Below are 18,940 nucleotides of genomic sequence, written 5' to 3'. Positions count from 1 at the left end.
ATGGCGGCCCCGCAGGACGGGCCGTGGCTGGACGACGCCGCAGGCCGGCTCGTCCGCCCCTACACCGTGAGCAACGGCAGGACACGGCCGACCACCGCGCTCGACCTGCTGTCGATGGTGATGCCCACGGGGACCAGCCCCGTGGGCCACATGGGTCCCGAGCACTCACAGGCCCTCGGCCTGTGCGGCGCGGGACCCACGTCCGTGGCCGAGATCGCGGCGCAGCTCCGCTTACCCGCGGTGGTGACCAAGGTGCTTCTGTCCGACCTGGTCGACTGCGGCGCGATCACCGCCAGAGAACCTTCTTTCCGACACAACCCGACAGACCGGTCCCTACTGGAGGCAGTGCTCGATGGTCTACGACGACGGCTCTGAGACGCATGCGACGCAACCCGCCGCCGATCAAGCCGTACTGTCCGAGGACGCCTTCCCGGACGCGCTGAAGATCCTCGTGGCGGGCGGCTTCGGCGTGGGCAAGACCACCTTCGTGGGCTCGGTCAGCGAGATCGAGCCGCTGAGCACGGAAGAGCTGCTCACCACGGTCAGCTCCGCCACCGACAGCCTCGAAGGCGTCGAGAGCAAGACCACCACGACCGTTGCGATGGACTTCGGCCGTATCAGCCTGGACGAGCGTCATGTGCTGTATCTCTTCGGCACGCCGGGTCAGGAACGCTTCTGGTTCATGTGGGACGAGCTGTCCGACGGCGCTCTCGGCGCCGTGGTGCTCGCCGACACCCGACGGCTCGAGGACTGCTTCTCCGCCGTGGACTTCTTCGAGCGGCGCGGCATCGGATTCGTCGTCGCCGTCAACGAGTTCGACGGTTCTTTCCGGTACGAGCCGGAGGAGGTGCGCGCGGCGATAGGCCTCAAGCCGGAGGTTCCTGTGCTGCTGTGCGACGCCCGGATCTCCAGCTCCGGCATCCAGACCCTGGTGACCCTCGTCCAGTACCTGCTCACCACCACCCCGGCACCGAGCTACGGAGCACACACATGACATACGACCCGACAGGGCACCTGCTGCTGACCCCCGTGGACAAGGAGGCGCCGAGCCGAGTCCAGCGCCTGCGCGAGCTGGGCCTGGGCGATCAGCCCGACCCGGCCTTCGACGCGTTCGCGGACCGGCTCGCGGAGATCACCGGGGCGCCGTTCTCGATGGTCAACTTCATCGACGAGAACCGCCAGTTCTTCGCCGGTCTGCACACCCCGCAGGGGTCCCACGCCGGTACGGAGCCGGGCGGTGCGGCCGCGGCCGGCGCCGTCAACCGGTTCATGCCCCGCGACCACGGCTACTGCCCGCATGTGGTGGTGCGCCGCAAGGCACTCGTCCTGGAGGACGTCTGCGACTACCCGCGCTTCGCGGGCAACCCGGTGGTGGACGAGATCGGCATCCGCTCCTACCTGGGAGCGCCGCTCATCGACCGTACGGGCGTCACCCTCGGCACGATCTGCGTGGTCGACACCGAGCCTCGCCCTTGGGGGCGGGCGGGGCTCGAAACGATCAAGTCGATGGCTGCCGAGCTGATCGAGAAGATTCACCGCAACGAGGACGGGCGCATCTGACGCACGCTCCGACCGGGTGAACTCCCGGGCACCGCACGGCCGTTCAGTGGTACACGGCCGTGCGGTGCTTCTGTGTCAGGTGGTCCGCCAGCTGCGGCTCCTCCTCGGTGCGGACCAATGAGGAGAGCCGTTCGGACCAGCTGCCCTTCGCCGAGCCGAGGGCGACTTCGGCGAGGCGGAGGAGCTGGACGTCCGAGGTGCCCGCGGGGGCGAAGATGTGGTGGGCGTCGCGCAGGTAGCGCTCGATGGGGCGGTCCGTGAACAGGCCGGCCGCCGCGTGGATCTCCATGGCGTTGCGCGCGGAGTCCAGGGCCGACTCCACGTTCACCAGCTTGGCGTTCATCAACTCGGCGTCGCAGGACTCGCCTTGGTCGAGCAGGTGCACCGCGTGGTAGGCGGCAAGGCGGGCCGTCATCAGGCGGGACTGAATCTGTCCCAACTTCAGCTTGATATTGGGCAGTTCGGACAGCGGCTTGCCGTAGCGCTCGCGTTCGGCGCAGAAGCGGGCGGTCTCCTCCAGGATCGCCTGGTGGATGCCGAGGGAGACCGCGGTGAGGTTGGCGCGGCCGTAGAGGACGCTGGACGAGTAGGCGACCGAGAGGCCGTCTCCCTCCTCGCCGAGCCGATTGGCCGCCGGGACACGGCAGTTGTCGAACCTCAGCTCGCCGAAGCTGAAGCCGTGCAGGCCCATGGTCTCGCGCTGCTTGCCGAGGGAGAAGCCGGGGCGGTCGGACTCCACCAGGAAGGCGGTGAGGCCCTTGCTGCCGGGGCCGGTGCGGACGACCACGCCGTGGAGGTCGCCGACGTGGCTGTTTCCGACGTACACCTTTCGGCCGTTGAGGATGTAGTCGTCGCCGTCGCGTACGGCGGAGGCCGTCATGCCGAGGACATGGCCGCCGGACTCGGGCTCTGTGACGGCGATGGTGGGCAGGCAGTCACCGGACGAGATGGCGGGGAGCCAGGTCTTCTTCTGCGCGTCGCTGCCGAAGTGGACGATTTTGGCCACGCCCAGCTGCGAGGCCTGCGCCATGGCGCCCATGGCTCCGCTCACCCGGGAGAGTTCCTCGATGATGATGGTTTTGGCCAGGTGGCCGGCGCCCATCCCGCCGTGCTCCCTGGCGATGGTCGCGCCGATCCAGCCCTGCCGCGCGATCAGGCGTGAGAGCTCGTGCTGGACGCTGCGCGCGGCCTCCATAGCGGGTATCCGTGGCTTGATGTGCCGTTCGGCGAAACCACGTACATCGTCGCGCAGCCGATGGTGGAATCGGGTGGTGAAGTAGTTGCCCATCGCAGGTCCCTCCTGTGCGAATCGCCTGCTCGCGGGGGCGTCGAGCAGCTCGAGCATCAGCAGTGGTCCCGTCTCGAGCAGGCCACGGCGACACGCTTGTTGAAGATCGGCCACGGAGCAAGATCACCTCTGAACTTTGGCTCAAACACTGTCCGTTGACCTCAAGCAGACGCTGTGTCATTTGCGGAACCCCCCGTTCACCACCACGGTGGCATTCCCCTGGCGCGCCCGCTTGTCACATGCCAACGACGAAAATTTCGTGGGCATATGGCGTGAGAGGCGTAGCGGGCGACGTCAAAGGCCCGGAGCGCCCTCACGAAGGGAAAAGTTTCGGACAGGGTCACGTCACGAAGCGGACAAAAGCCCTCCCGCGTGCCCCCGGGGGATCCTCAACTACAGGCGGAATGACGGGAATTGGGCGAATGTCGCGGCCTTCCCCCGGTTACGCGTACAGCGCAACGGGGGGCCGCCGTGCGAGGGCCCTGCGTCGTCGTCGCCGCGTCCTGTCCCGCTCCGGGCGCGTTACGGGCGGGCGGCGTGCTGCTCTCCGGGCTCGCTCACTCGACGGGCGTCAGGGTTCCGGTGCTCGCTCGCAGCACGACCTTCCCCGGAATGTGCTCCACGCGCGAACGGGTGCCGAGGGGGTCCAGCAGGGCGAGCCTGATGGCGGCCTGACCCATGCGGGCCAGGGGGAGCGCCACCGTCGTGAGCGGCGGCGTCAACTCCCGTACGAGAGGGATGTCGTCGAAGCCCGCGAGCGACACGTCCTCCGGGACCCGCAGGCCCCGCTCGCGGAGTGCGGCGAGCGCGCCGACCGCCATCACGTCCGTCACCGCGAACACGCAGGTGGGGCGCACGCCGCGGGCGAGCAGCGCGAGGGCCGCCGCATGCCCTCCGTCGCGCGTGAACGCGCCCCGCACCACCCGGTCCGCGGGCAGCGCGACCCCCGCCGCGGCGAGCGCCTCACGGAATCCGGCGAGCCGGTCGGCGACGGTGGTCAGCTCCGGCGGCCCGGCCAGGACCGCGAACTCCCGGTGCCCCAGGGCGAGTAGAGAGCGGGCGAGGGCCGCCGCGCCCTCCCGGTTCTCCGGAAGGACCGTGTCGACGCGCAGGCTGCGGTGCCGGCTGACCACGGCGACCCGGCCGCCCGCCCTGGTGTAGGGGGCGAGTTCGGCGTCCAGGGCGCGTTCCCACCCGCGGTCCTCTATCCCCGAGCCGATCAGCAGGATCGCCCGCGCGCGCTGCGCCCGCAGCATCGACACGTAGGCGATCTCCCGCGCCTGGTCCCGGAAGGTCGAGGCCAGCATCACGAGCAGGTCCCGGTCGGCGGCCGCGCGCATCACGCCGCTCGCGATGGCCGCGAAGTACGGGTCGCTGACGTCGTGGCAGATCACGCCGACCGTGTTGTTGGAGGCCGAAGCGAGCGCCTGCGCATGGGCGTTGGGGATGTAGCCGAGCTCCGCCGCCGCCGCGAGCACCCGGTCGCGCAGCTCCTCGCGGACCCGTGCGGTGCCGTTCAGGGCGCGCGATGCGGTGGCGGGGGAGACGCCCGCCGCGTGGGCCACGGAGTGCAGCGTGACCGGGTGCGGTGCGGTGTGAGGGGTGTGCCGGCGTTCCTGACGTGTGCGTTCCCGTTCACTCACTGCGCCCCCTTCGGGCGTCGTGGTTGGGGTCCTGCCGTCGGACTCCCGTCGAACTCCCGTCGTCCGCCCGGAGGGCGGGAGTTCGACGGGAGTCCGACGGCAAGACCCAGGGCCCGAAGGAAACTTCGGGACGACCTATTGACCGTGTTGTCGAGGGGTCATTAGCGTGGCCGACATGCTAGCAGAAAGCGCTTTCTGAAAGCGGTTTCGAGACGTCCCTCCCAGCTCCCGCCGACTCACCAACCGCCGCCCTACACCGGGGAGTTATCCGTGAGCCAGAGCGCACTGTCCGCACCGCCCGCGCAGCCCGCGGGAGTCGCCGTGCGAGAGCAACCGGGCCTCGGCCGCCGGGTGGCCGAGGCCGCCGAGCACAGCTGGCGTCCGGTCGCCCTGCTCCTGGCCTGTTTCGCCCTCTGGTGGGCGATCGCCGCCGCCGAGCTGGTCGAGCCGTATCTGGTGCCGTCGCCGGGCGCCACGCTCGACGTACTCGTCGAGAAGTCCGACTACCTGTGGCAGCACAGCTGGATCACCACGTACGAGACGCTGCTCGGCTTCGTCATCGCCGTGGTCGTCGGCGTGCTCGCCGCGGTGGTGATGGTCTACTCGACCACCGTCGAGAAGACCCTCTATCCGATCCTGCTGTTCGCGCAGGTCGTGCCGAAGATCGCGATCGCCCCGCTGTTCGTCGTCTGGCTCGGTTTCGGGATCGCGCCGAAGATCCTGATCGCCGTTCTGATCGCGTTCTTCCCGGTCGTCATCTCCATGGTCACCGGCCTCAAGGCGGTGGACCCGGAGATGCTGCAGCTCTCCTCGACGATGGGCGCGCGCCCCTGGCAGACCTTCGTGAAGATCCGCCTCCCCGCCTCGCTCCCGCACCTCTTCTCCGGCCTGAAGGTCGCCGTCACGCTCGCCGTGACCGGCGCTGTGGTCGGTGAGTTCGTCGGCGCCAACGAGGGCCTCGGCTATGTGATCCTGCAGGCCAACGGCAACCTCGACACCCCGATGCTGTTCGCCGGGCTGCTCGTGATGTCGCTGATCGGCGTCGTCCTCTTCGTCCTCGTGGAGATCGCCGAGAAGCTGCTGCTCCCGTGGCACGCGAGCCGCCGGGACGCCTCGGTCACCACGTCGTACTGACCCGACTCACCGGCCCCTACGAGCAGTTGAGCCACGCCTTCGTCCTACGCACGCACCGCCCGCCTCCTCGCGAAAGGGCCGCCCCGATGACCCCGCGCAGAACCCCGACCGGCCGCAGCCTGGCCGGACTCGTCCCGCTGCTGCTCGTCGCCGCCACCGCGTGCGGCGCGGACGGCCCGGCCACGAGCACCAGCGCCGACGGCAAGACGCTCGACAAGGTGACGCTGACGCTCAACTGGTACCCGTACGGCGAACACGCGCCGTTCTACTACGGCAAGCAGCGGAAGATCTTCGAGAAGCACGGCATCGACCTGCAGATCCAGGCCGGCCAGGGCTCGCAGAAGACCGTGCAGGCGACCGGCGCGGGGCAGACCGACTTCGGCTGGGCCGACACCCCGGCGGTGCTCGCGGGCGTCGACTCGGGTGTGCAGGTCAAAAGCCTCGGGGTGTTCCTGCAGACCACGCCCGCGTCCGTGCAGTTCTTCGCCGACCAGGGCATCGACGACCCCGCCGACCTCAAGGGCAGAACGGTCGCGGGCACCACGGGCGACGCGCTGTCCCGTACGTTCCCCGCGTTCCTCAAGGCGAACGGGCTCGGCGAGTCCGACGTCAAGGTCCAGAACACCGACCCGGCCGGCAAGATCGCCGCGGTGATCTCCGGCAAGACGGACGCGCTTCTCGGGTACGCGAGCGACCAGGGCCCGATCATGCAGGACAAGGCCAAGAAGGACGTCTCGTATCTGCGCTTCTCCGAGCACGGCCTCAACTTCTACTCCAACGGCCTGATCGTCGGCGAGCGCACCCTGAAGTCCGACAAGGACCTGGCCGCGCGTATGGCCAAGGCGGTCAGTGAGTCCTGGACCGCAGCCGAGAAGTCGCCGGGGCCCGCGGTCGCCGCGATGGAGGGCGCGTCCGACCAGCTCCCGCCCGAGAAGGTCCTGGCGGAGCAGTTCAAGACCACGCTGACCCTGCTGCACACCGAGGCCACGGAGGGCCGGGCGCCCGGCGTGAACGACGAGGCCGACTGGCAGCAGACCATCGACGTGTTCAAGGAGGCGGGCATGGTGAAGGACGCGGGGCCCGTCACCGACTACTGGGCCTCGGACACGGCCGTGAAGGGCTGACTGCCATGCCGTCGAACGACATGACGCTGCGAAAGACGTCTTCAACTCCTGTGCCGACCAAGGGAGTTCCCGCTGTCGCGATCGACGCCGTCGACGTCCGCTTCCGTACGAAGAAGCGCGACGTCACCGCCCTCAGCGAGGTCTCCCTCGATGTGCGGATGGGCGAGTTCGTCGCGCTCGTCGGGCCTTCGGGCTGCGGCAAGTCGACGCTGCTCAAGCTGGTCGCCGGGTTGCTCGCCCCGTCCGCGGGCGAGGTGCGGCTGCAGGGCGAGCGGGTGCGCGGGCCGCGCCACGACATCGGGTACGTGTTCCAGCGCGCCGCCCTCCTGGAGTGGCGCTCGGCCCGCCGCAACATTCTGCTGCAGGCCGAGATGCGCAGGATGCCGGCGGAGGCGGCGCGGGCCCGAGCGGACGAACTCATCGCCATGACCGGCCTGCAGGGCTTCGAGGACGCCTACCCGCACGAGCTGTCCGGCGGCATGCAGCAGCGCGTCGCACTGTGCCGTGCGCTGCTGCACGAGCCGCCGGTGCTGCTCATGGACGAGCCGTTCGGCGCTCTCGACGCGCTGACCCGCGAGCAGATGAACGTCGAGCTGCACCGGATCTGGCGCGAGACCGGCACGACGGTGCTCCTGGTCACGCACTCCATCGCCGAGGCGGTGTATCTCGCGGACCGCGTGGTCGTCATGAGCCCGCGCCCCGGCACGATCAGGGAGGTCATCGAGGTGGGGCTGCCGGCGGAGCGGGAGTACGGGGAGACGATGGCCCGGCCCGAGTTCGCGTCGGCGACGGGGCGGGTTCGGGGGTTGTTGGGCAGTGCGGGGGAGGGTGGTTAGGGGGCGAAGCCCCCTGACCCCCGCTGCGGGGCGTCGCCCCCGGACCCTCGGCTGCGGGGCTCCGCCCCGGACCCCTATCGCGCTGAACGCGCTCGTCCTCAAGCGCCGGACGGGCTGAAACATGCCTCCCCCGTCGTTCGACTGCGGCGCCGTTGTGGCTGGTCGCGCCCACGCGGCGGAGCGGCAGATGTCACAGCCCCGCGCCCCTATCAGGTCCGGGGCTTCGCCCCGAGTCGCCGGGCCGTCTTTCGGGTGCCGCTTCGTCGTGGCTGGTCGCGCAGTTCCCCGCGCCCCTAAAAGACCAGCCCCTGCGGGGGGGAGAGGGGGTCCGGGGGCCGGCCCCCGAAGTCGGGGTTCCGGGGGCTGGCCCCCGAAGCGGGGTCCAGGGGCTGGCCCCCCCGAAGTCGGGGTCCGGGGCGGAGCCCCGTGGTGGGGGTCAGGGGCGGCAGCCCCGGGGAGCGAGGGTTCCGGGGGCGTGGCCCCCGGTGCCGACGGCAGTCTTTCGGGAAGGGGCGGGGAGGGGATAAAAAAATGCCCAGGCCCCAACTACCCCTTCCGCACCAGAAGTTGAACCTCCCGGAACTGCCGCCGATCCTCCGGCTTCGGCTCCAGCACCAGCCGAGACACCTCCGCCAGCCCATGCCCCCGCAACAACCCCGCCAAGTGATCGGGACACCACCGGTACGCCGTCACCACCGCATGGTCGTAGGACTGCGTCTCGACGTGCGGCCCGTCCGTCGCCGGGAAGTCGATGAGGAGATGCCCGCCGGGCGCGAGGACCCGCGCGATCTCGGCGAGGATGACCGGCACGTCCCGCGGCGGCGTGTGGATGACGGACCACCGCGAGAGCACCCCGCCGAGCACCCCGTCCGCGACGTCCAGCGAAGCCATCGAACCGACCTCGAACCGCAGCCCCGGGTGGGCCCCACGGGCGAGCTCGACCATCACGGGGGAGGCATCGAGGCCGAAGGCCTGCAGGCCGAGCCCGTCGAGGTGCGCCGTGAAGTCGCCCGGCCCGCAGCCGAGGTCCAGGACCCGGCCCTCCCCGCTCTCCCGCACCAGCTCCGCGAATCCGCTCAGCAGGGCACGCTCCAACGGCCGCTCCCGCAACGGGTCCTGGAACATCTCGGCGTAGGTGGGAGCGATGGCGTCGTAGGCCTCGCGGGTCGCGTGCAAGGTGTCGAGTTCGGTCACCCGTAGACCCTAGTGGGGCGGCCTCGGAAACGTCTCCGTAATGCCCCGCCTCTACGCTCGCTCCGGCACGAGGGCCCCACCGGGCAGCGAGACGAAGGCGGTACGAGGGATGAGCACGCGCACGAGCGAGCAGACGGCTAAGACGACAGCACCCGTCGAACTCCTCACCGGCCCCCGACTCCGAGCGCTGAGCGAGGAGTTCACCGACCTCCTGCTCGACATCGTGGCCGGCGGCAACTCCCTCGGCTTTCTCGCCGGCCTGGACCGCGCCGAGGCCGAGGCGTGGTGGCGCGGGCGGGCCGCCGAGGTGGACGGCGGCAGGCTCCTGCTGCTCGCGGTACGGCACGAAGGACGCGTCGTCGGCACCGTGGGCGTCGACCTCGTCGACAAGGCCAACGGCCGGCACCGCGCCGAGATCGTCAAGCTGATGGTGCACAGCTCCGCACGCGGCCTCGGACTCGGCCGCACGCTCCTGACCGCCGCCGAGCGCGCGGCGGCCGAGCGAGGCGTGACCCTGCTCGTGCTCGACACCGAGACCGGCAGCAGAGCCGAGGGCTTCTACGCGGCGGAAGGCTGGACCCGCGTAGGCACCATCCCCGACTTCGCGGCCGACCCGCAGGGCACATTGCGCCCGACGACGCTCTTCTACAAGCAGCTGAACTGAGCAGGGGCGCGGCCGGGACAGGCCGCACCCCCGGTGCCTCAGTACCGCAGCGCCGCCAAGTACCCATAGCTGTTGCGGGCCGTGGCGAACGGATCGGCGGGCGAGTCGTGCTCGACCAGCCACTGCTTGACCCCGCCGACGTGCGCGTCCCGGAACATCGCAGCGAAGTCCAGGACGCCCGAGCCGACGTCCGCGAACGAGCCGTCCGGGGCCATGTCCTTCACGTGCAGCGCCGGGAACCGCCGCGGATGGCGCACGAAGTACGTGGCGGGGTCCGCGCCGCCCCTCGCCGCCCAGTACACGTCCAGCTCGAAGCCGACGAGCTCCGGATCGGTCTCCCGTACGAGAATGTCGTAGAGCACCTCCCCCTCGACCGTGGCGTGATCCGTGCCGTGGTTGTGGAAGAGGAGCCGGCCGAGACCGGCGTCCCGGGAGGCCTTGCCAATGCGGTTGAACTCCCTTGCCACCTCCCGGAATCCGGCCGGAGTGTGCAGCGCGCCCGGCAGGCTCGGCACCACCGGCCACTTCGCGCCGAGCGTGTGCAGATCGGCGAGCGCCTGCGCGAGACCGGGGCCCCGCAGCGTGTCGTACGCGACGTGCTCCAGGACCGCGCGCAGCCCGGTGGTGTCGAGCATGCGCCGGATGTCGGCCGCGCTGTTCCCGTGCCGGCCGCTCACGCCGACCGTCGCGTAGCCGATCTCGGCGAGCTGCTCCAGAGTGCCGAGGAAGTCCGCGGCGAGCGGGGTGCGCATCGTGTAGAGGTGCATGCCGATGCCGCCGCGCGGAATGTACCGGCTGCCCGGCTCCTCGGCGGCCCGCGCGGGTCCGGCGGAGACCGCGGCCGCCGCGAGGCCGAGCGAAGCGCCGAGGAAGGAGCGGCGAGTCGTGCTGGTGGTGCGTGCTCTCAACTCCATGGAAAACTCCCTCACTTGACCGTGATCCGGACCGCGCCGGTCGTGGTGTCGCCCTTGTCGTCGGTGACGGTCAGACGCGCGGTGTAGCTGCCCTTGCGCTCGTACGTGTGCTCCGCAGTGCCGCCCTCCTCGCCCGCGGGCTTCGAGTTGTCGCCGAAGTCCCAGTGGTACGAGGTGATCTGACGGCCCGGCAGCGGATTCACCGTGCTCGACAGCTTCACCGCGAGCGGCGCGCCGCCCTCCGCGGGCGCGGCCTCGACGACGACCTGCGACGCGGGCTGCTGCTCCACGCCGTGCCCGTTGAAGTGCAGCCAGTCCAGGGCGAGCAGGTCGGGCTTGCCGTCGGCCCACTCCGGGTTGGTGAACACCGCGTACAACGTGACGGTCCTGCCCGGGTCCTTGAGCTCGGTCGTCGGTGAGACGACGTTGCCCCAGCCGCCCGTGTCCGGCACGGACACCTTGCCGAGCAGCTCGCCCGTGGGGGAGTCGGCGCGGAACTCGATGTCGCCGCCGAGCCCGGCCGAGGCCGCGCCCACGGTCACCGATTCGACGCCCTTGAGGTGCGTGGGCGCGAAGCGGACCCAGTCGCCGTGCTCGATCTCGGCGAGCCGCTTGCCGCCCGAGGCGTCCGCGCGTGCCGCCACCTCGGCGCCGCCGTGCGCGCCGCCGGTCGACGTGAAGTGCTCGGCCTCCCGGAACGAGGTGCGCAGCGTGAGCGCGTCCGACCCGGTGAGCGCGGGGACGTCACCGGAGCCGCCCTTGTCCTCGTACTGCGCGGTGACGCCGTAGTACAGGTTCTGGCCGGGGCCGTGGCTGTCACCGGAATCCGTGACGATCTCGCCTTCGCAGCCGGTGTGGTTGTCCAGCGGATGCAGATGCGAGTCATGCCCCAGCTGCGACTGCACGACGACCCGCGAGCAGTCGATCTGCCCGTCCTCCGGGTCCTTCACCTTCACCGTGAACGGAATGGTGTCGCCGAACGAGAACATCCCGCCGTCGTCCGGCGTCTGGATCGTCACCTCGGGCCGGGTGTTGCCGACGGTCACCCCCTGCACGGCGAGCGCGGTCAGCTCCTTCGGCGCGGTCACCTTCAGGCGGGCGCTGAACCGGCCCTTCTGCTCGTACGTGTGCGTCGGCTCGGCCTCGGTCGAGTCGGTGTCGCCGTCCCCGTCGAAGTCCCAGGCGTACGTCACCGGGGTGCCGTCGGGAAGGCCGGAGCCCTTGCTGGAGAACTTCACGGTGAGCGGGGCGGGGCCGTTGTCGGGCGAGGCGGAGATCCGCGCGTCCGGCAGCCGGTCGTCGCCCACGTAGTCGATGCGGTAGATGCCGGCGCCCTCGTTGGAGCCGCCGCGCCCGGTGCCGCTGCCGATCCCGAAGTCGATCACGTACAGCGCGCCGTCAGGGCCGAAGTCCGCGTCGAAAGGCTGATTCCACTTCAGGTCCTCGAACACCGAGTTGATGGAATGCAGATCCCCCGCCTTCGCCGGCGCGAAGCGCGGGTCCTGGAACGTCTGGTCCTGCTGCTGTATCGAGAAGGACTTGAAATACTTCCGGGTCAGCTCGTAGTTCAGCCACTTCCCCTCGAACGCCTCGGGGAATTTCGTGCGGTACTTGTTGTCCGCGTCGTAGTCGTACACCGGACCGCTCATCGGGCCGCCGCCCCCGGTGCCCAGCTCGGGGAACTCGGCCGAGGCGGAATACGCGTACCAGACCAACGCGGGCTGTACGGGCGGGAGTTCGTTCAGGCCGGTGTTGTTCGGCGAGTCGTTGACCGGCTTCGCGCAGTCGAATTTCTCCCCCGAGGTCTTCGTCGCGAAGTCGTAGTCGTTGAACGGAGTGTTGTTGCCGATGCAGTACGGCCAGCCGTAGTTGCCCGCCTTCGTGATGCGGTTGTACTCGACCGTGCCCTCGGGCCCGCGGTCCGGATCGGCGGTGCGCGCGTCCGGCCCGTAGTCCGCGACGAGGAGGGCGCCGCTCAGCGGGTCCGTGGTGATGCGGAACGGATTGCGCATGCCCATCGCGTAGATCTCGGCACGGGTCTTCTCGGTGCCGGGCGCGAACAGATTGCCCTCCGGGACCGAGTAACTCCCGTCGTCCTTGGGCGTGATGCGCAGAATCTTGCCGCGCAGGTCATTCGTATTGCCCGCGGTGCCCTGCGCGTCCCAGGCCCTGCGGCCCTCACGCTCGTCGATCGGCGTGAATCCGTCCGAGGCGAACGGGTCGGTGTTGTCTCCGGTCGCGACGTACAGATCGCCCTTCTTGTTGAACGCGATCGACCCCGCCATATGCGAATTGGCGCGGCCCTCGTTCCGGTACGTCGGAATCGTCAACAGGCGTTTCTCGGAGGCCATGTCGACCTTGCCGCCGCTCTCCGTGAACCGCGACAGGTTGAGCTGTTTCTCGGTCTTGTCCGAATGCAGCAGATACAGCCAGTGGTTGTCCTGGAACTTCGGGTCGAGCGCGAGCCCGAGCAGGCCGTCCGACTGGCTCGTCATCTCCGGTGTGTAGTCGAAGTCCAGGGCCGTGCTGACCCGCAGCGTCTCCTGGTCGATGACCTTCAGCTTGCCGGTGCGCTGGACGAAGAACACCCGCCGGTCGGGGGCGACCGCCAGCTCGAACGGGTCGGCCAGGTCGGCGGTCGCCAGCGGGGTGCGCTGGAACGCCCCGGTCTTGGTCGCCGTGCAGTCGCCGGGCTTCGCGCCCGCCGCCCACTCGATGCCGCCGAGCAGATGCTTGAGGAAACCCTCCTCGGAGAACGCCGACTTGTCGTGCCCGCCGGCCGTGAACCAGGACCGGCCGCCGTCGTAGTTCTGGCACCACGACCACGGGTGGTCGACGCCCTCGTCCAGGCCGTCGATGCCGTCGCGCACCTTGATCTGCGCGAGCGTGTGCACCTTCCCGGTCGGATTGGCGCGCCAGTTGTACCACTCCTCGCTGCGCTCCCAGAGCTCGGGCAGGCCCTTGGTGGAGGGGTGCGCCTGGTCGAGCACCTTGATCCGGCCCGTCTGCACGGCCGGGTGCTTGTCGAAGATCGCGCCGACCAGGCCCTCGTACCAGTCCCAGTCGCGCTCACTCGCCGACGCCGCGTGCAGGCCGACCCAGCCGCCGCCGCCCCGGATGTACTTCTGCAGGGCGGCGCGCTGCTCGGCGTTCAGCAGATCGCCCTTCTCCGGCGTGGAGTTGGTGTTGTTGAACACCACGGCCTGGAAGCGGGCGAGGTTGGCGTCGGTGAACGCGGCCGCGTCGTCGGTCGCCTCCACCTCGAAGCCGTGCTCGCCGCCCAGCTTCTTGATCGCGTCGATCCCCGCGGGGATGGAGTCGTGGTAGAAGTTCGTCACTTTCGAGAAGACGAGCACGCGAAAAGGCGCTGCCTGCGCGGGAGTCGGGACCGAGGAGACTCCCAGGGCGAGGATCAGCGCCAGTAACGCGAGCAGGGTGATCAGTGGTCTTCGGACAGCACGTACGCGATGACTCATTGGGCGCTCCCTGGACTCGGGGATGGACTACCGCGGTGGCCTGGCAGAATAGAAAGCGCTTTCTGAAGTGCGTCGTTCAGAGTAGGTTCACGGGTTCCGAGGGGTCAATGGGGCGTCCGTTCCCGGCGCAGGACTGGTGTGCGGGGGTGTGTACGGGGGAGGGTCGACCGGAGGACCCGGACGCCCCGTACCGCGAAGGAGCAGCACCCGATGACGTACTCCGTGGGAATGGCCACCGCCCGCGACGGCGTGCAGATCGCCACCTACACCTGGCAGCCCGACACCGGACGCCCGCGCGCCTGGGTGCAGATCGCCCACGGCGCCGCCGAACACGGCCTGCGCTACGACCGGTTCGCCCGCCACCTCGCCGGCCACGGCTTCGGCGTCATCGCCTCCGACCACCGGGGCCACGGTGCCACCGCCAAGGGCACCGGCGGCCACGGCGTCACCGGCGCGGACATCGAGGACTCCTGGCGCGCGATGGTGGACGACCTGAAGGCCGTCGGCGACCCGGTGCGCGCCCTGCAGCCCGGCGTGCCGCTCGTCCTCCTCGGCCACAGCATGGGCTCGCTGCTGGCGCGCGACTACGCACAGGAGTACGCGGACGACCTCGCCGGACTGATCCTCTCCGGCACGTTCCGCTCGCTGCCCGGCGCCGAGACCGAGCAGGACACGGCCCTCCTGGAGCGCGAGATCGCCGAGCGCGGCCGCACCGCCCTGTCCGACTACATCCCGCGCCTCTTCGCCTCCTTCAACGACCCGTACGAGCACCGCACCGGCTTCGAGTGGCTCTCCCGCGACGCCGCCGAGGTGGACGAGTACGTCGCCGACGAGCGCTGCGGCTTCCCCTTCTCGGCGGGCCTCGCCCTCGACTGGGTCCGCAACGTCCGCAAGATCAACGACCCGGGCAACCTCGCCCGCATCCCGGCCGACCTGCCGATCCACATCGCGGTCGGCACGGAGGACCCCTGCAACCAGCGCATGACCCTGGTCTACGAACTCCTGGAGGACCTCCGCTACGTCGGCGTCACCGACCTCACCTGGAAGGGGTACGAGGGCGCCCGCCACGAGATCCTCAACGAGACCAACCGCGACGAGGTCCAGCGCGACCTGACGGAGTGGCTGGACAAGCACGTCTGAGCCGGGCGCGGCGAGCCGTCAGGAGGGGCAACCGGCCCTCGTCCGGGGGCCGTTGTCAGTGCCGTGTCCTACTGTCGGGGGCATGGCCGCACAGTCCTTGACCTCCGAAGACGTCCGAGCGGCAGCCCTTGCGCTGCCGCAGACCACCGAGAAGATCGCCTGGTCCATGCCCACCTTCCGGGTGGCGGGCAAGATGTTCGCGACGCTCCCCGAGGACGAGACGTCGATCGCCGTCCGCTGCCCGAAGGAGGAGCGGGACGAGCTGGTCCTCGCGGAGCCCCGCAAGTTCTGGATCGCGGACCACGAGGCCCAGTTCGCCTGGGTCCGCGCCCGCATCGCCCAGCTGGAGGACGTGGACGAACTCCGCGACATCCTCGCGGACTCCTGGCGCCAGGCGGCTCCTCCCCAACTCGTCGCGCAGTACCCGGAGTTGGGCGTGCCCAGACCGGAGTGAGGCGAGGCGGCCGCGCGCCCTGCACCGCACCGCGACTCGCCGTGGCGGGTTCAGGCGGTTGCGGGGGTCGGCAGGAACCCGGTGATGCGGGCCCGCAGGGAGGCCGGGTCGAGGCCCTGCGCGCTCAGGTGCTCGGCCATGTCGCCGTAGCGCCGCAGCTCACGCCGGCCGACCCCGAGCCCGAGCACCCGGTGCGGCACGGACTGCAGGGCCTCGTTCGCGGCGGCCGTGGACGTCCCGGCGAGATACGGCTCGACGATCACCACATCGGGCCGGTCCCCGGCCGCCCGGCGCAGGGCCTCGCCGTCGAAGGGCCGCACGGTCGTCGCGTAGAGGACGGTCACGTCGAGCCCCTCGACCGCCGCGAGCACACTGTCGAGCATCGGCCCGACGGCGACCACCACCCCGTCGCGCCCTTCGCGCAGGGTGAGCATGCGTGCCCCGTCCACGTCCAGCCCGTCCCGGTTGGCCTGCTCCGACAGGCGTACGTACACCTTGTCGTCCCCGGCGGCGACCGCGTGCCGCAGCAGGGCCCCGGCCTCGTCCGCGTGGCCCGGCACGTGCACGGTCCAGCCGTCGAGGGTGTCGAGCAGCGCCACGTCGCCGGGCGCCATGTGCGTGAACCCGCCGGCGGGCCAGTCGTACGAGCCGCCCGCGCTCACCAGCACGCCGCCGACGCCCTGATGCCCGAAGTCCAACTTGACCTGCTCGAAGGGCCGCTCGACGAGGAAGGAGGCGAAGGTGTGCACGACCGGCCGCAGCCCGGTCAGGGCGAGCCCGGCCCCGGCGCCGACGAGCAACTGCTCGCGGATGCCGACGTTGATCACCCGGTCCGGGTGCCGTCGCTCGGCCTCCGTGAGCCGGTCCCGGCTGATCTCGGCGAGCACGAGCGCGAGCCGGGGGTCCTCGTCGAGCAGTTCGGTGATGGTCCTGGCGAAGCGGTCGCGCATGGAGTCCATGGTCATCAGTCCCTGAAGTGGCTTGGGGCGGGCGGAGGTTGGGCGGAGGTCGGGCGAAGGGTGGGCGGAGGTCCAGCGGCGGGTCCGACGCGAGCGTCAGCGCGCCTCGGCCGGGTTCTTCGGCTCGACCCGGGCGATCACGGCGTGCGGTCGTCCCGGGTGCGCGGCGGTGTAGGCGGCGTGCAGGGCCTCGTGGTCGCGGCCGTCGACGGTCACCGTCGACCAGCCGGCTGCCGCGAAGCGCGCCGCGAGCCCGCCGGGCCTGGCGTGGCTGGCCGAGGAGTTGTCGATCACCAGGACGTGCAGCCGGTCGAGCCCGGCGGGACCGGCGTACGCGATGGCCTCGTGGTTGCTGCCCTCGTCCAGCTCGGCGTCGCCGACCAGCACCCACACCGCCGGATCGGTCAGCCCCTGCGCACGCAGCCCGAGCGCCGTGCCGACGGCGAGCGGCAGTCCGTGCCCGAGCGACCCGCTCCCGATCTCCACACCCGGCACCAGCACCCGGTCCGGGTGGTGCCCGAGCGGAGACTCGTACGACCCGAACCCGGGCAGCACGTCAACGGGCAGGAAGCCCTTCGCGGCGAGCACCGCGTAGTACGCCATCGGCCCGTGCCCCTTGGAGAGCAGGAACCGGTCCCGGTCGGGTGCGTCGACGGCGCCGGGGGAGACGCGCAGCACACGGTCGTAGAGCACCCAGAGCGCGTCGAGGGTGGAGGTGGCGGCGGGCCCGTGCTTCTCGTCGCCGCTCATCAGGGACATGAGCCGGCCGAGGTCGGCGTACCCGTACGCGGGGCCTCGGGGTGTGGTGGTCGTGGTCGCGGTCGTCGTCATGAGACGAAGCGTGCAACCTCAAGTGAGCTTGAGGTCAATGGGCGTGGGCGGTGCGCCGGTCGAGATCCGGACATGACGCTCCGTACGCCTCCGGAAACGGGTTCACGACCACCCGTCGGAGTGCGGTATTGTTTCCGTGCACGTTCGGCCGGGGGAAACCCCAGGTCACAACGGGCAACGGGACGTGGCGCAGCTTGGTAGCGCACTTGACTGGGGGTCAAGGGGTCGCAGGTTCAAATCCTGTCGTCCCGACTTGTAAGAGTCGCAGATCAGGGCCGGTTTCGGAGAAATCCGAAACCGGCCCTTGGTCATTCTCGGGGATCCGCAGCCGTCGAGTTGGGGACCGGCGTCCTTGATCGTGCTCTCGACGTCGCACGGTCCCGATCTGCGCGGTCCAGATCTGCAGGGTCCAATCTGCAAGGTCCAGATTCACTGGTCGATCGTCATCGTGGCTGCTGTTCGGCTATGGCCGCCCAGTCGTCCGTGCCGTTTTTTCGGCCGGCGGCGATGGCGTCGTCGAAGGCTGTGCGCAGCAGTTCGCCGATGGGGAGGGAGTGCCTTGCCTCGCCCAGGGGCTCCGTCAGGACCGCCTCCGGCCCAGAGCCGCGCAGCTCATGACGAGGGCGTCGTGGTTCCCGTCGGCGGCGCCGGTCGGAGTGGCGGCGGGCTGGAATGCAGCGGCCTTCGGTGCGTTCACGGCACTCTCCGTCGTCGTCGGTGCCGGACGAAAATGACTGCCGCGTAACCCTTGACACCCCCGCAGGGTCGAGCCGATAGTTCTGGCCGCTCAGCGCAACGCCGTAGCGCTGAGCGCACCGGAAGGTCGATCGGCCGCCCGGTGCGAGCCACCGAAAGATCGAGGGATGCCATGGCCGAGTCGACTGCCGAACCGCAGGCCGAAACGCCACGCGGAGTGCTGCAGAGCGCCGACCGCGCCCTGGTCGCCCTGCTGTCGTTCACCGAGCGGCGGCCCGAGTGGGGCGTCAGCGAGATCGCCCGCCACCACGGCTGGGACAAGGCGGTCGCGCAGCGGCTGCTGACCACGCTCACCGTGCGCGGCTTCCTCACCTGCGACCCGGACACGCGGCGCTACCGCCTCGGCCCGTCCGTGCACCGGCTCGCCCGCGTCGGCGAGCACAGCGGCGTACTGCCCTCCCTGGCCCGGCCGATCCTGGCCCGGCTGCTCGGCGAGACGGGCGAGAGCGTCGTCCTCAACGTCCCGAACGGCGGCGGCTACCGCTGTGCCGCAGCGGTCGACGGCACCGGACCGGTCCGCTACACCGCGATCGTGGGCGCCCTCATCCCCGGCCACGCCGGAGCCTCCGGCCACGCGATCTTCGCCCACTACCCCGAGGCGGAGATCCGGCAGACCTTCGGAGCCACCCCGCTCCAGCGCTTCAACGAGCACACCGTCACCGACCTCGACACCCTCCTCGCCCGCTACGCCGAAGTGCGCGAACGCGGCTTCAGCTTCAGCCGCGGCGAGTACGACGAGGCCGTGGCCGCCGTGTCCGCACCTGTCTTCCAGGCCGGCACGATCGCCGCGTCCCTGACGGTCATCGGCCCGGCCCACCGGATCACCGCCTCGGCCGACCGGCTCACCGAGCTCGTCACCACCGCGGCCGCGGAGGCGACGACAGCGTTCGGCGGCTGACCCGCCTGACCCGCCTGACCCGCCTGACCCGCCTGACCCGCCCGGCCTGCACCACCGAGCCGCTCGGTT

General features: G+C 70.5%; 17 protein-coding genes and 1 tRNA gene. 11 read left to right on the top strand and 7 right to left on the bottom strand.

Annotated elements, in window-relative coordinates; translation table 11 throughout:
- Genes QIS96_RS09250 through QIS96_RS09240 form a run of 3 tightly spaced genes read left to right on the top strand, consistent with a single transcriptional unit; the run spans position 1 to position 1,560 of the window.
- Positions 1 to 375, top strand: a complete 375-nt coding sequence (locus tag QIS96_RS09250; protein WP_282541953.1) for a DUF742 domain-containing protein — start codon at positions 1 to 3, stop codon at positions 373 to 375.
- Positions 353 to 994 carry a GTP-binding protein gene (locus tag QIS96_RS09245; protein ID WP_282541952.1) on the top strand — a complete coding sequence of 214 codons (642 nt, stop codon included), beginning with the start codon at positions 353 to 355 and terminating at the stop codon, positions 992 to 994. Before QIS96_RS09250 ends, QIS96_RS09245 begins: the two co-directional genes overlap by 23 nt.
- On the top strand, positions 991 to 1,560 hold the full coding sequence (locus QIS96_RS09240; RefSeq protein ID WP_282541951.1) for a GAF domain-containing protein: 570 nt from the start codon (positions 991 to 993) through the stop codon (positions 1,558 to 1,560). Before QIS96_RS09245 ends, QIS96_RS09240 begins: the two co-directional genes overlap by 4 nt.
- A 43-nt stretch (positions 1,561 to 1,603) precedes the next feature.
- On the opposite strand, the gene QIS96_RS09235 is transcribed toward QIS96_RS09240, so the two are convergent.
- A complete protein-coding gene (locus tag QIS96_RS09235; protein WP_282541950.1) occupies positions 1,604 to 2,848 on the bottom strand; it encodes an acyl-CoA dehydrogenase family protein in 1,245 nt (414 codons plus the stop codon).
- Between the two features lie 557 nt (positions 2,849 to 3,405).
- Positions 3,406 to 4,422, bottom strand: coding sequence for a LacI family DNA-binding transcriptional regulator (locus QIS96_RS09230; protein ID WP_282542004.1), 1,017 nt, complete (start codon positions 4,420 to 4,422; stop codon positions 3,406 to 3,408).
- Positions 4,423 to 4,761: 339 nt separating this feature from the next.
- On the opposite strand from QIS96_RS09230, the gene QIS96_RS09225 reads away from it, so the two are divergent.
- The 3 genes from QIS96_RS09225 to QIS96_RS09215 all read left to right on the top strand — a co-directional run bounded on the left by QIS96_RS09225 (position 4,762) and on the right by QIS96_RS09215 (position 7,585).
- Positions 4,762 to 5,625: an ABC transporter permease gene (locus QIS96_RS09225; RefSeq protein ID WP_282541949.1), complete on the top strand. Its 864-nt coding sequence runs from the start codon at positions 4,762 to 4,764 to the stop codon at positions 5,623 to 5,625.
- 86 nt (positions 5,626 to 5,711) lie between these two features.
- Positions 5,712 to 6,749 carry an ABC transporter substrate-binding protein gene (locus tag QIS96_RS09220; protein WP_282541948.1) on the top strand — a complete coding sequence of 346 codons (1,038 nt, stop codon included), beginning with the start codon at positions 5,712 to 5,714 and terminating at the stop codon, positions 6,747 to 6,749.
- Between the two features lie 20 nt (positions 6,750 to 6,769).
- Positions 6,770 to 7,585 carry an ABC transporter ATP-binding protein gene (locus QIS96_RS09215; protein ID WP_282541947.1) on the top strand — a complete coding sequence of 272 codons (816 nt, stop codon included), beginning with the start codon at positions 6,770 to 6,772 and terminating at the stop codon, positions 7,583 to 7,585.
- 546 nt (positions 7,586 to 8,131) lie between these two features.
- On the opposite strand, the gene QIS96_RS09210 is transcribed toward QIS96_RS09215, so the two are convergent.
- Complete coding sequence (locus QIS96_RS09210) at positions 8,132 to 8,779, bottom strand: class I SAM-dependent DNA methyltransferase (protein WP_282541946.1); 648 nt, start codon at positions 8,777 to 8,779, stop codon at positions 8,132 to 8,134.
- A 109-nt stretch (positions 8,780 to 8,888) separates the two neighbouring features.
- On the opposite strand from QIS96_RS09210, the gene QIS96_RS09205 reads away from it, so the two are divergent.
- Positions 8,889 to 9,443 (top strand): GNAT family N-acetyltransferase, encoded by a 555-nt coding sequence (locus tag QIS96_RS09205; protein WP_282541945.1) that lies wholly within the window; start codon positions 8,889 to 8,891, stop codon positions 9,441 to 9,443.
- Positions 9,444 to 9,481: 38 nt separating this feature from the next.
- Here QIS96_RS09205 and QIS96_RS09200 read toward each other — a convergent pair whose 3' ends face one another.
- Together QIS96_RS09200 and QIS96_RS09195 are read right to left on the bottom strand one after the other, a co-directional pair.
- A complete protein-coding gene (locus QIS96_RS09200; RefSeq protein ID WP_282541944.1) occupies positions 9,482 to 10,357 on the bottom strand; it encodes a sugar phosphate isomerase/epimerase family protein in 876 nt (291 codons plus the stop codon).
- 11 nt (positions 10,358 to 10,368) lie between these two features.
- Positions 10,369 to 13,833: a ThuA domain-containing protein gene (locus QIS96_RS09195; protein ID WP_282541943.1), complete on the bottom strand. Its 3,465-nt coding sequence runs from the start codon at positions 13,831 to 13,833 to the stop codon at positions 10,369 to 10,371.
- A 210-nt stretch (positions 13,834 to 14,043) separates the two neighbouring features.
- Between QIS96_RS09195 and QIS96_RS09190 the strand changes: the two genes are divergently transcribed.
- Positions 14,044 to 14,973 carry an alpha/beta fold hydrolase gene (locus QIS96_RS09190; protein WP_282541942.1) on the top strand — a complete coding sequence of 310 codons (930 nt, stop codon included), beginning with the start codon at positions 14,044 to 14,046 and terminating at the stop codon, positions 14,971 to 14,973.
- Between the two features lie 82 nt (positions 14,974 to 15,055).
- Complete coding sequence (locus QIS96_RS09185; RefSeq protein WP_282541941.1) at positions 15,056 to 15,427, top strand: MmcQ/YjbR family DNA-binding protein; 372 nt, start codon at positions 15,056 to 15,058, stop codon at positions 15,425 to 15,427.
- 50 nt (positions 15,428 to 15,477) lie between these two features.
- On the opposite strand, the gene QIS96_RS09180 is transcribed toward QIS96_RS09185, so the two are convergent.
- Together QIS96_RS09180 and QIS96_RS09175 are read right to left on the bottom strand one after the other, a co-directional pair.
- A complete protein-coding gene (locus QIS96_RS09180; RefSeq protein ID WP_282541940.1) occupies positions 15,478 to 16,386 on the bottom strand; it encodes a transketolase family protein in 909 nt (302 codons plus the stop codon).
- A 96-nt stretch (positions 16,387 to 16,482) separates the two neighbouring features.
- On the bottom strand, positions 16,483 to 17,217 hold the full coding sequence (locus tag QIS96_RS09175; RefSeq protein ID WP_282541939.1) for a thiamine pyrophosphate-dependent enzyme: 735 nt from the start codon (positions 17,215 to 17,217) through the stop codon (positions 16,483 to 16,485).
- Positions 17,218 to 17,395: 178 nt separating this feature from the next.
- Here QIS96_RS09175 and QIS96_RS09170 point away from each other — a divergent pair.
- Positions 17,396 to 17,469 (top strand) — tRNA-Pro (locus QIS96_RS09170).
- 616 nt (positions 17,470 to 18,085) lie between these two features.
- On the top strand, positions 18,086 to 18,871 hold the full coding sequence (locus QIS96_RS09165) for an IclR family transcriptional regulator (protein ID WP_282541938.1): 786 nt from the start codon (positions 18,086 to 18,088) through the stop codon (positions 18,869 to 18,871).
- Positions 18,872 to 18,940: the final 69 nt, after the last annotated feature.

Origin of the sequence: Streptomyces cavernicola (genome assembly GCF_029968035.1) — a bacterium.
Taxonomy (GTDB): Bacteria; Actinomycetota; Actinomycetes; order Streptomycetales; family Streptomycetaceae; genus Streptomyces; species Streptomyces cavernicola.
Note: the sequence above shows the minus strand (reverse complement) of the source record. Positions and strands in the feature narration are given on the sequence as shown.

What these genes read in the sequence shown, in the direction of transcription:
- QIS96_RS09250 (WP_282541953.1), top strand. Translation starts at nt 1, where the DNA reads ATGGCGGCCCCGCAGGACGGGCCGTGGCTGGACGACGCCGCAGGCCGG.
- QIS96_RS09245 (WP_282541952.1), top strand. Translation starts at nt 353, where the DNA reads ATGGTCTACGACGACGGCTCTGAGACGCATGCGACGCAACCCGCCGCC.
- QIS96_RS09240 (WP_282541951.1), top strand. Translation starts at nt 991, where the DNA reads ATGACATACGACCCGACAGGGCACCTGCTGCTGACCCCCGTGGACAAG.
- QIS96_RS09235 (WP_282541950.1), bottom strand. Translation starts at nt 2,848, where the DNA reads ATGGGCAACTACTTCACCACCCGATTCCACCATCGGCTGCGCGACGAT.
- QIS96_RS09220 (WP_282541948.1), top strand. Translation starts at nt 5,712, where the DNA reads ATGACCCCGCGCAGAACCCCGACCGGCCGCAGCCTGGCCGGACTCGTC.
- QIS96_RS09215 (WP_282541947.1), top strand. Translation starts at nt 6,770, where the DNA reads ATGACGCTGCGAAAGACGTCTTCAACTCCTGTGCCGACCAAGGGAGTT.
- QIS96_RS09205 (WP_282541945.1), top strand. Translation starts at nt 8,889, where the DNA reads ATGAGCACGCGCACGAGCGAGCAGACGGCTAAGACGACAGCACCCGTC.
- QIS96_RS09200 (WP_282541944.1), bottom strand. Translation starts at nt 10,357, where the DNA reads ATGGAGTTGAGAGCACGCACCACCAGCACGACTCGCCGCTCCTTCCTC.
- QIS96_RS09195 (WP_282541943.1), bottom strand. Translation starts at nt 13,833, where the DNA reads ATGAGTCATCGCGTACGTGCTGTCCGAAGACCACTGATCACCCTGCTC.
- QIS96_RS09190 (WP_282541942.1), top strand. Translation starts at nt 14,044, where the DNA reads ATGACGTACTCCGTGGGAATGGCCACCGCCCGCGACGGCGTGCAGATC.
- QIS96_RS09185 (WP_282541941.1), top strand. Translation starts at nt 15,056, where the DNA reads ATGGCCGCACAGTCCTTGACCTCCGAAGACGTCCGAGCGGCAGCCCTT.
- QIS96_RS09180 (WP_282541940.1), bottom strand. Translation starts at nt 16,386, where the DNA reads ATGGACTCCATGCGCGACCGCTTCGCCAGGACCATCACCGAACTGCTC.
- QIS96_RS09175 (WP_282541939.1), bottom strand. Translation starts at nt 17,217, where the DNA reads ATGACGACGACCGCGACCACGACCACCACACCCCGAGGCCCCGCGTAC.
- QIS96_RS09165 (WP_282541938.1), top strand. Translation starts at nt 18,086, where the DNA reads ATGGCCGAGTCGACTGCCGAACCGCAGGCCGAAACGCCACGCGGAGTG.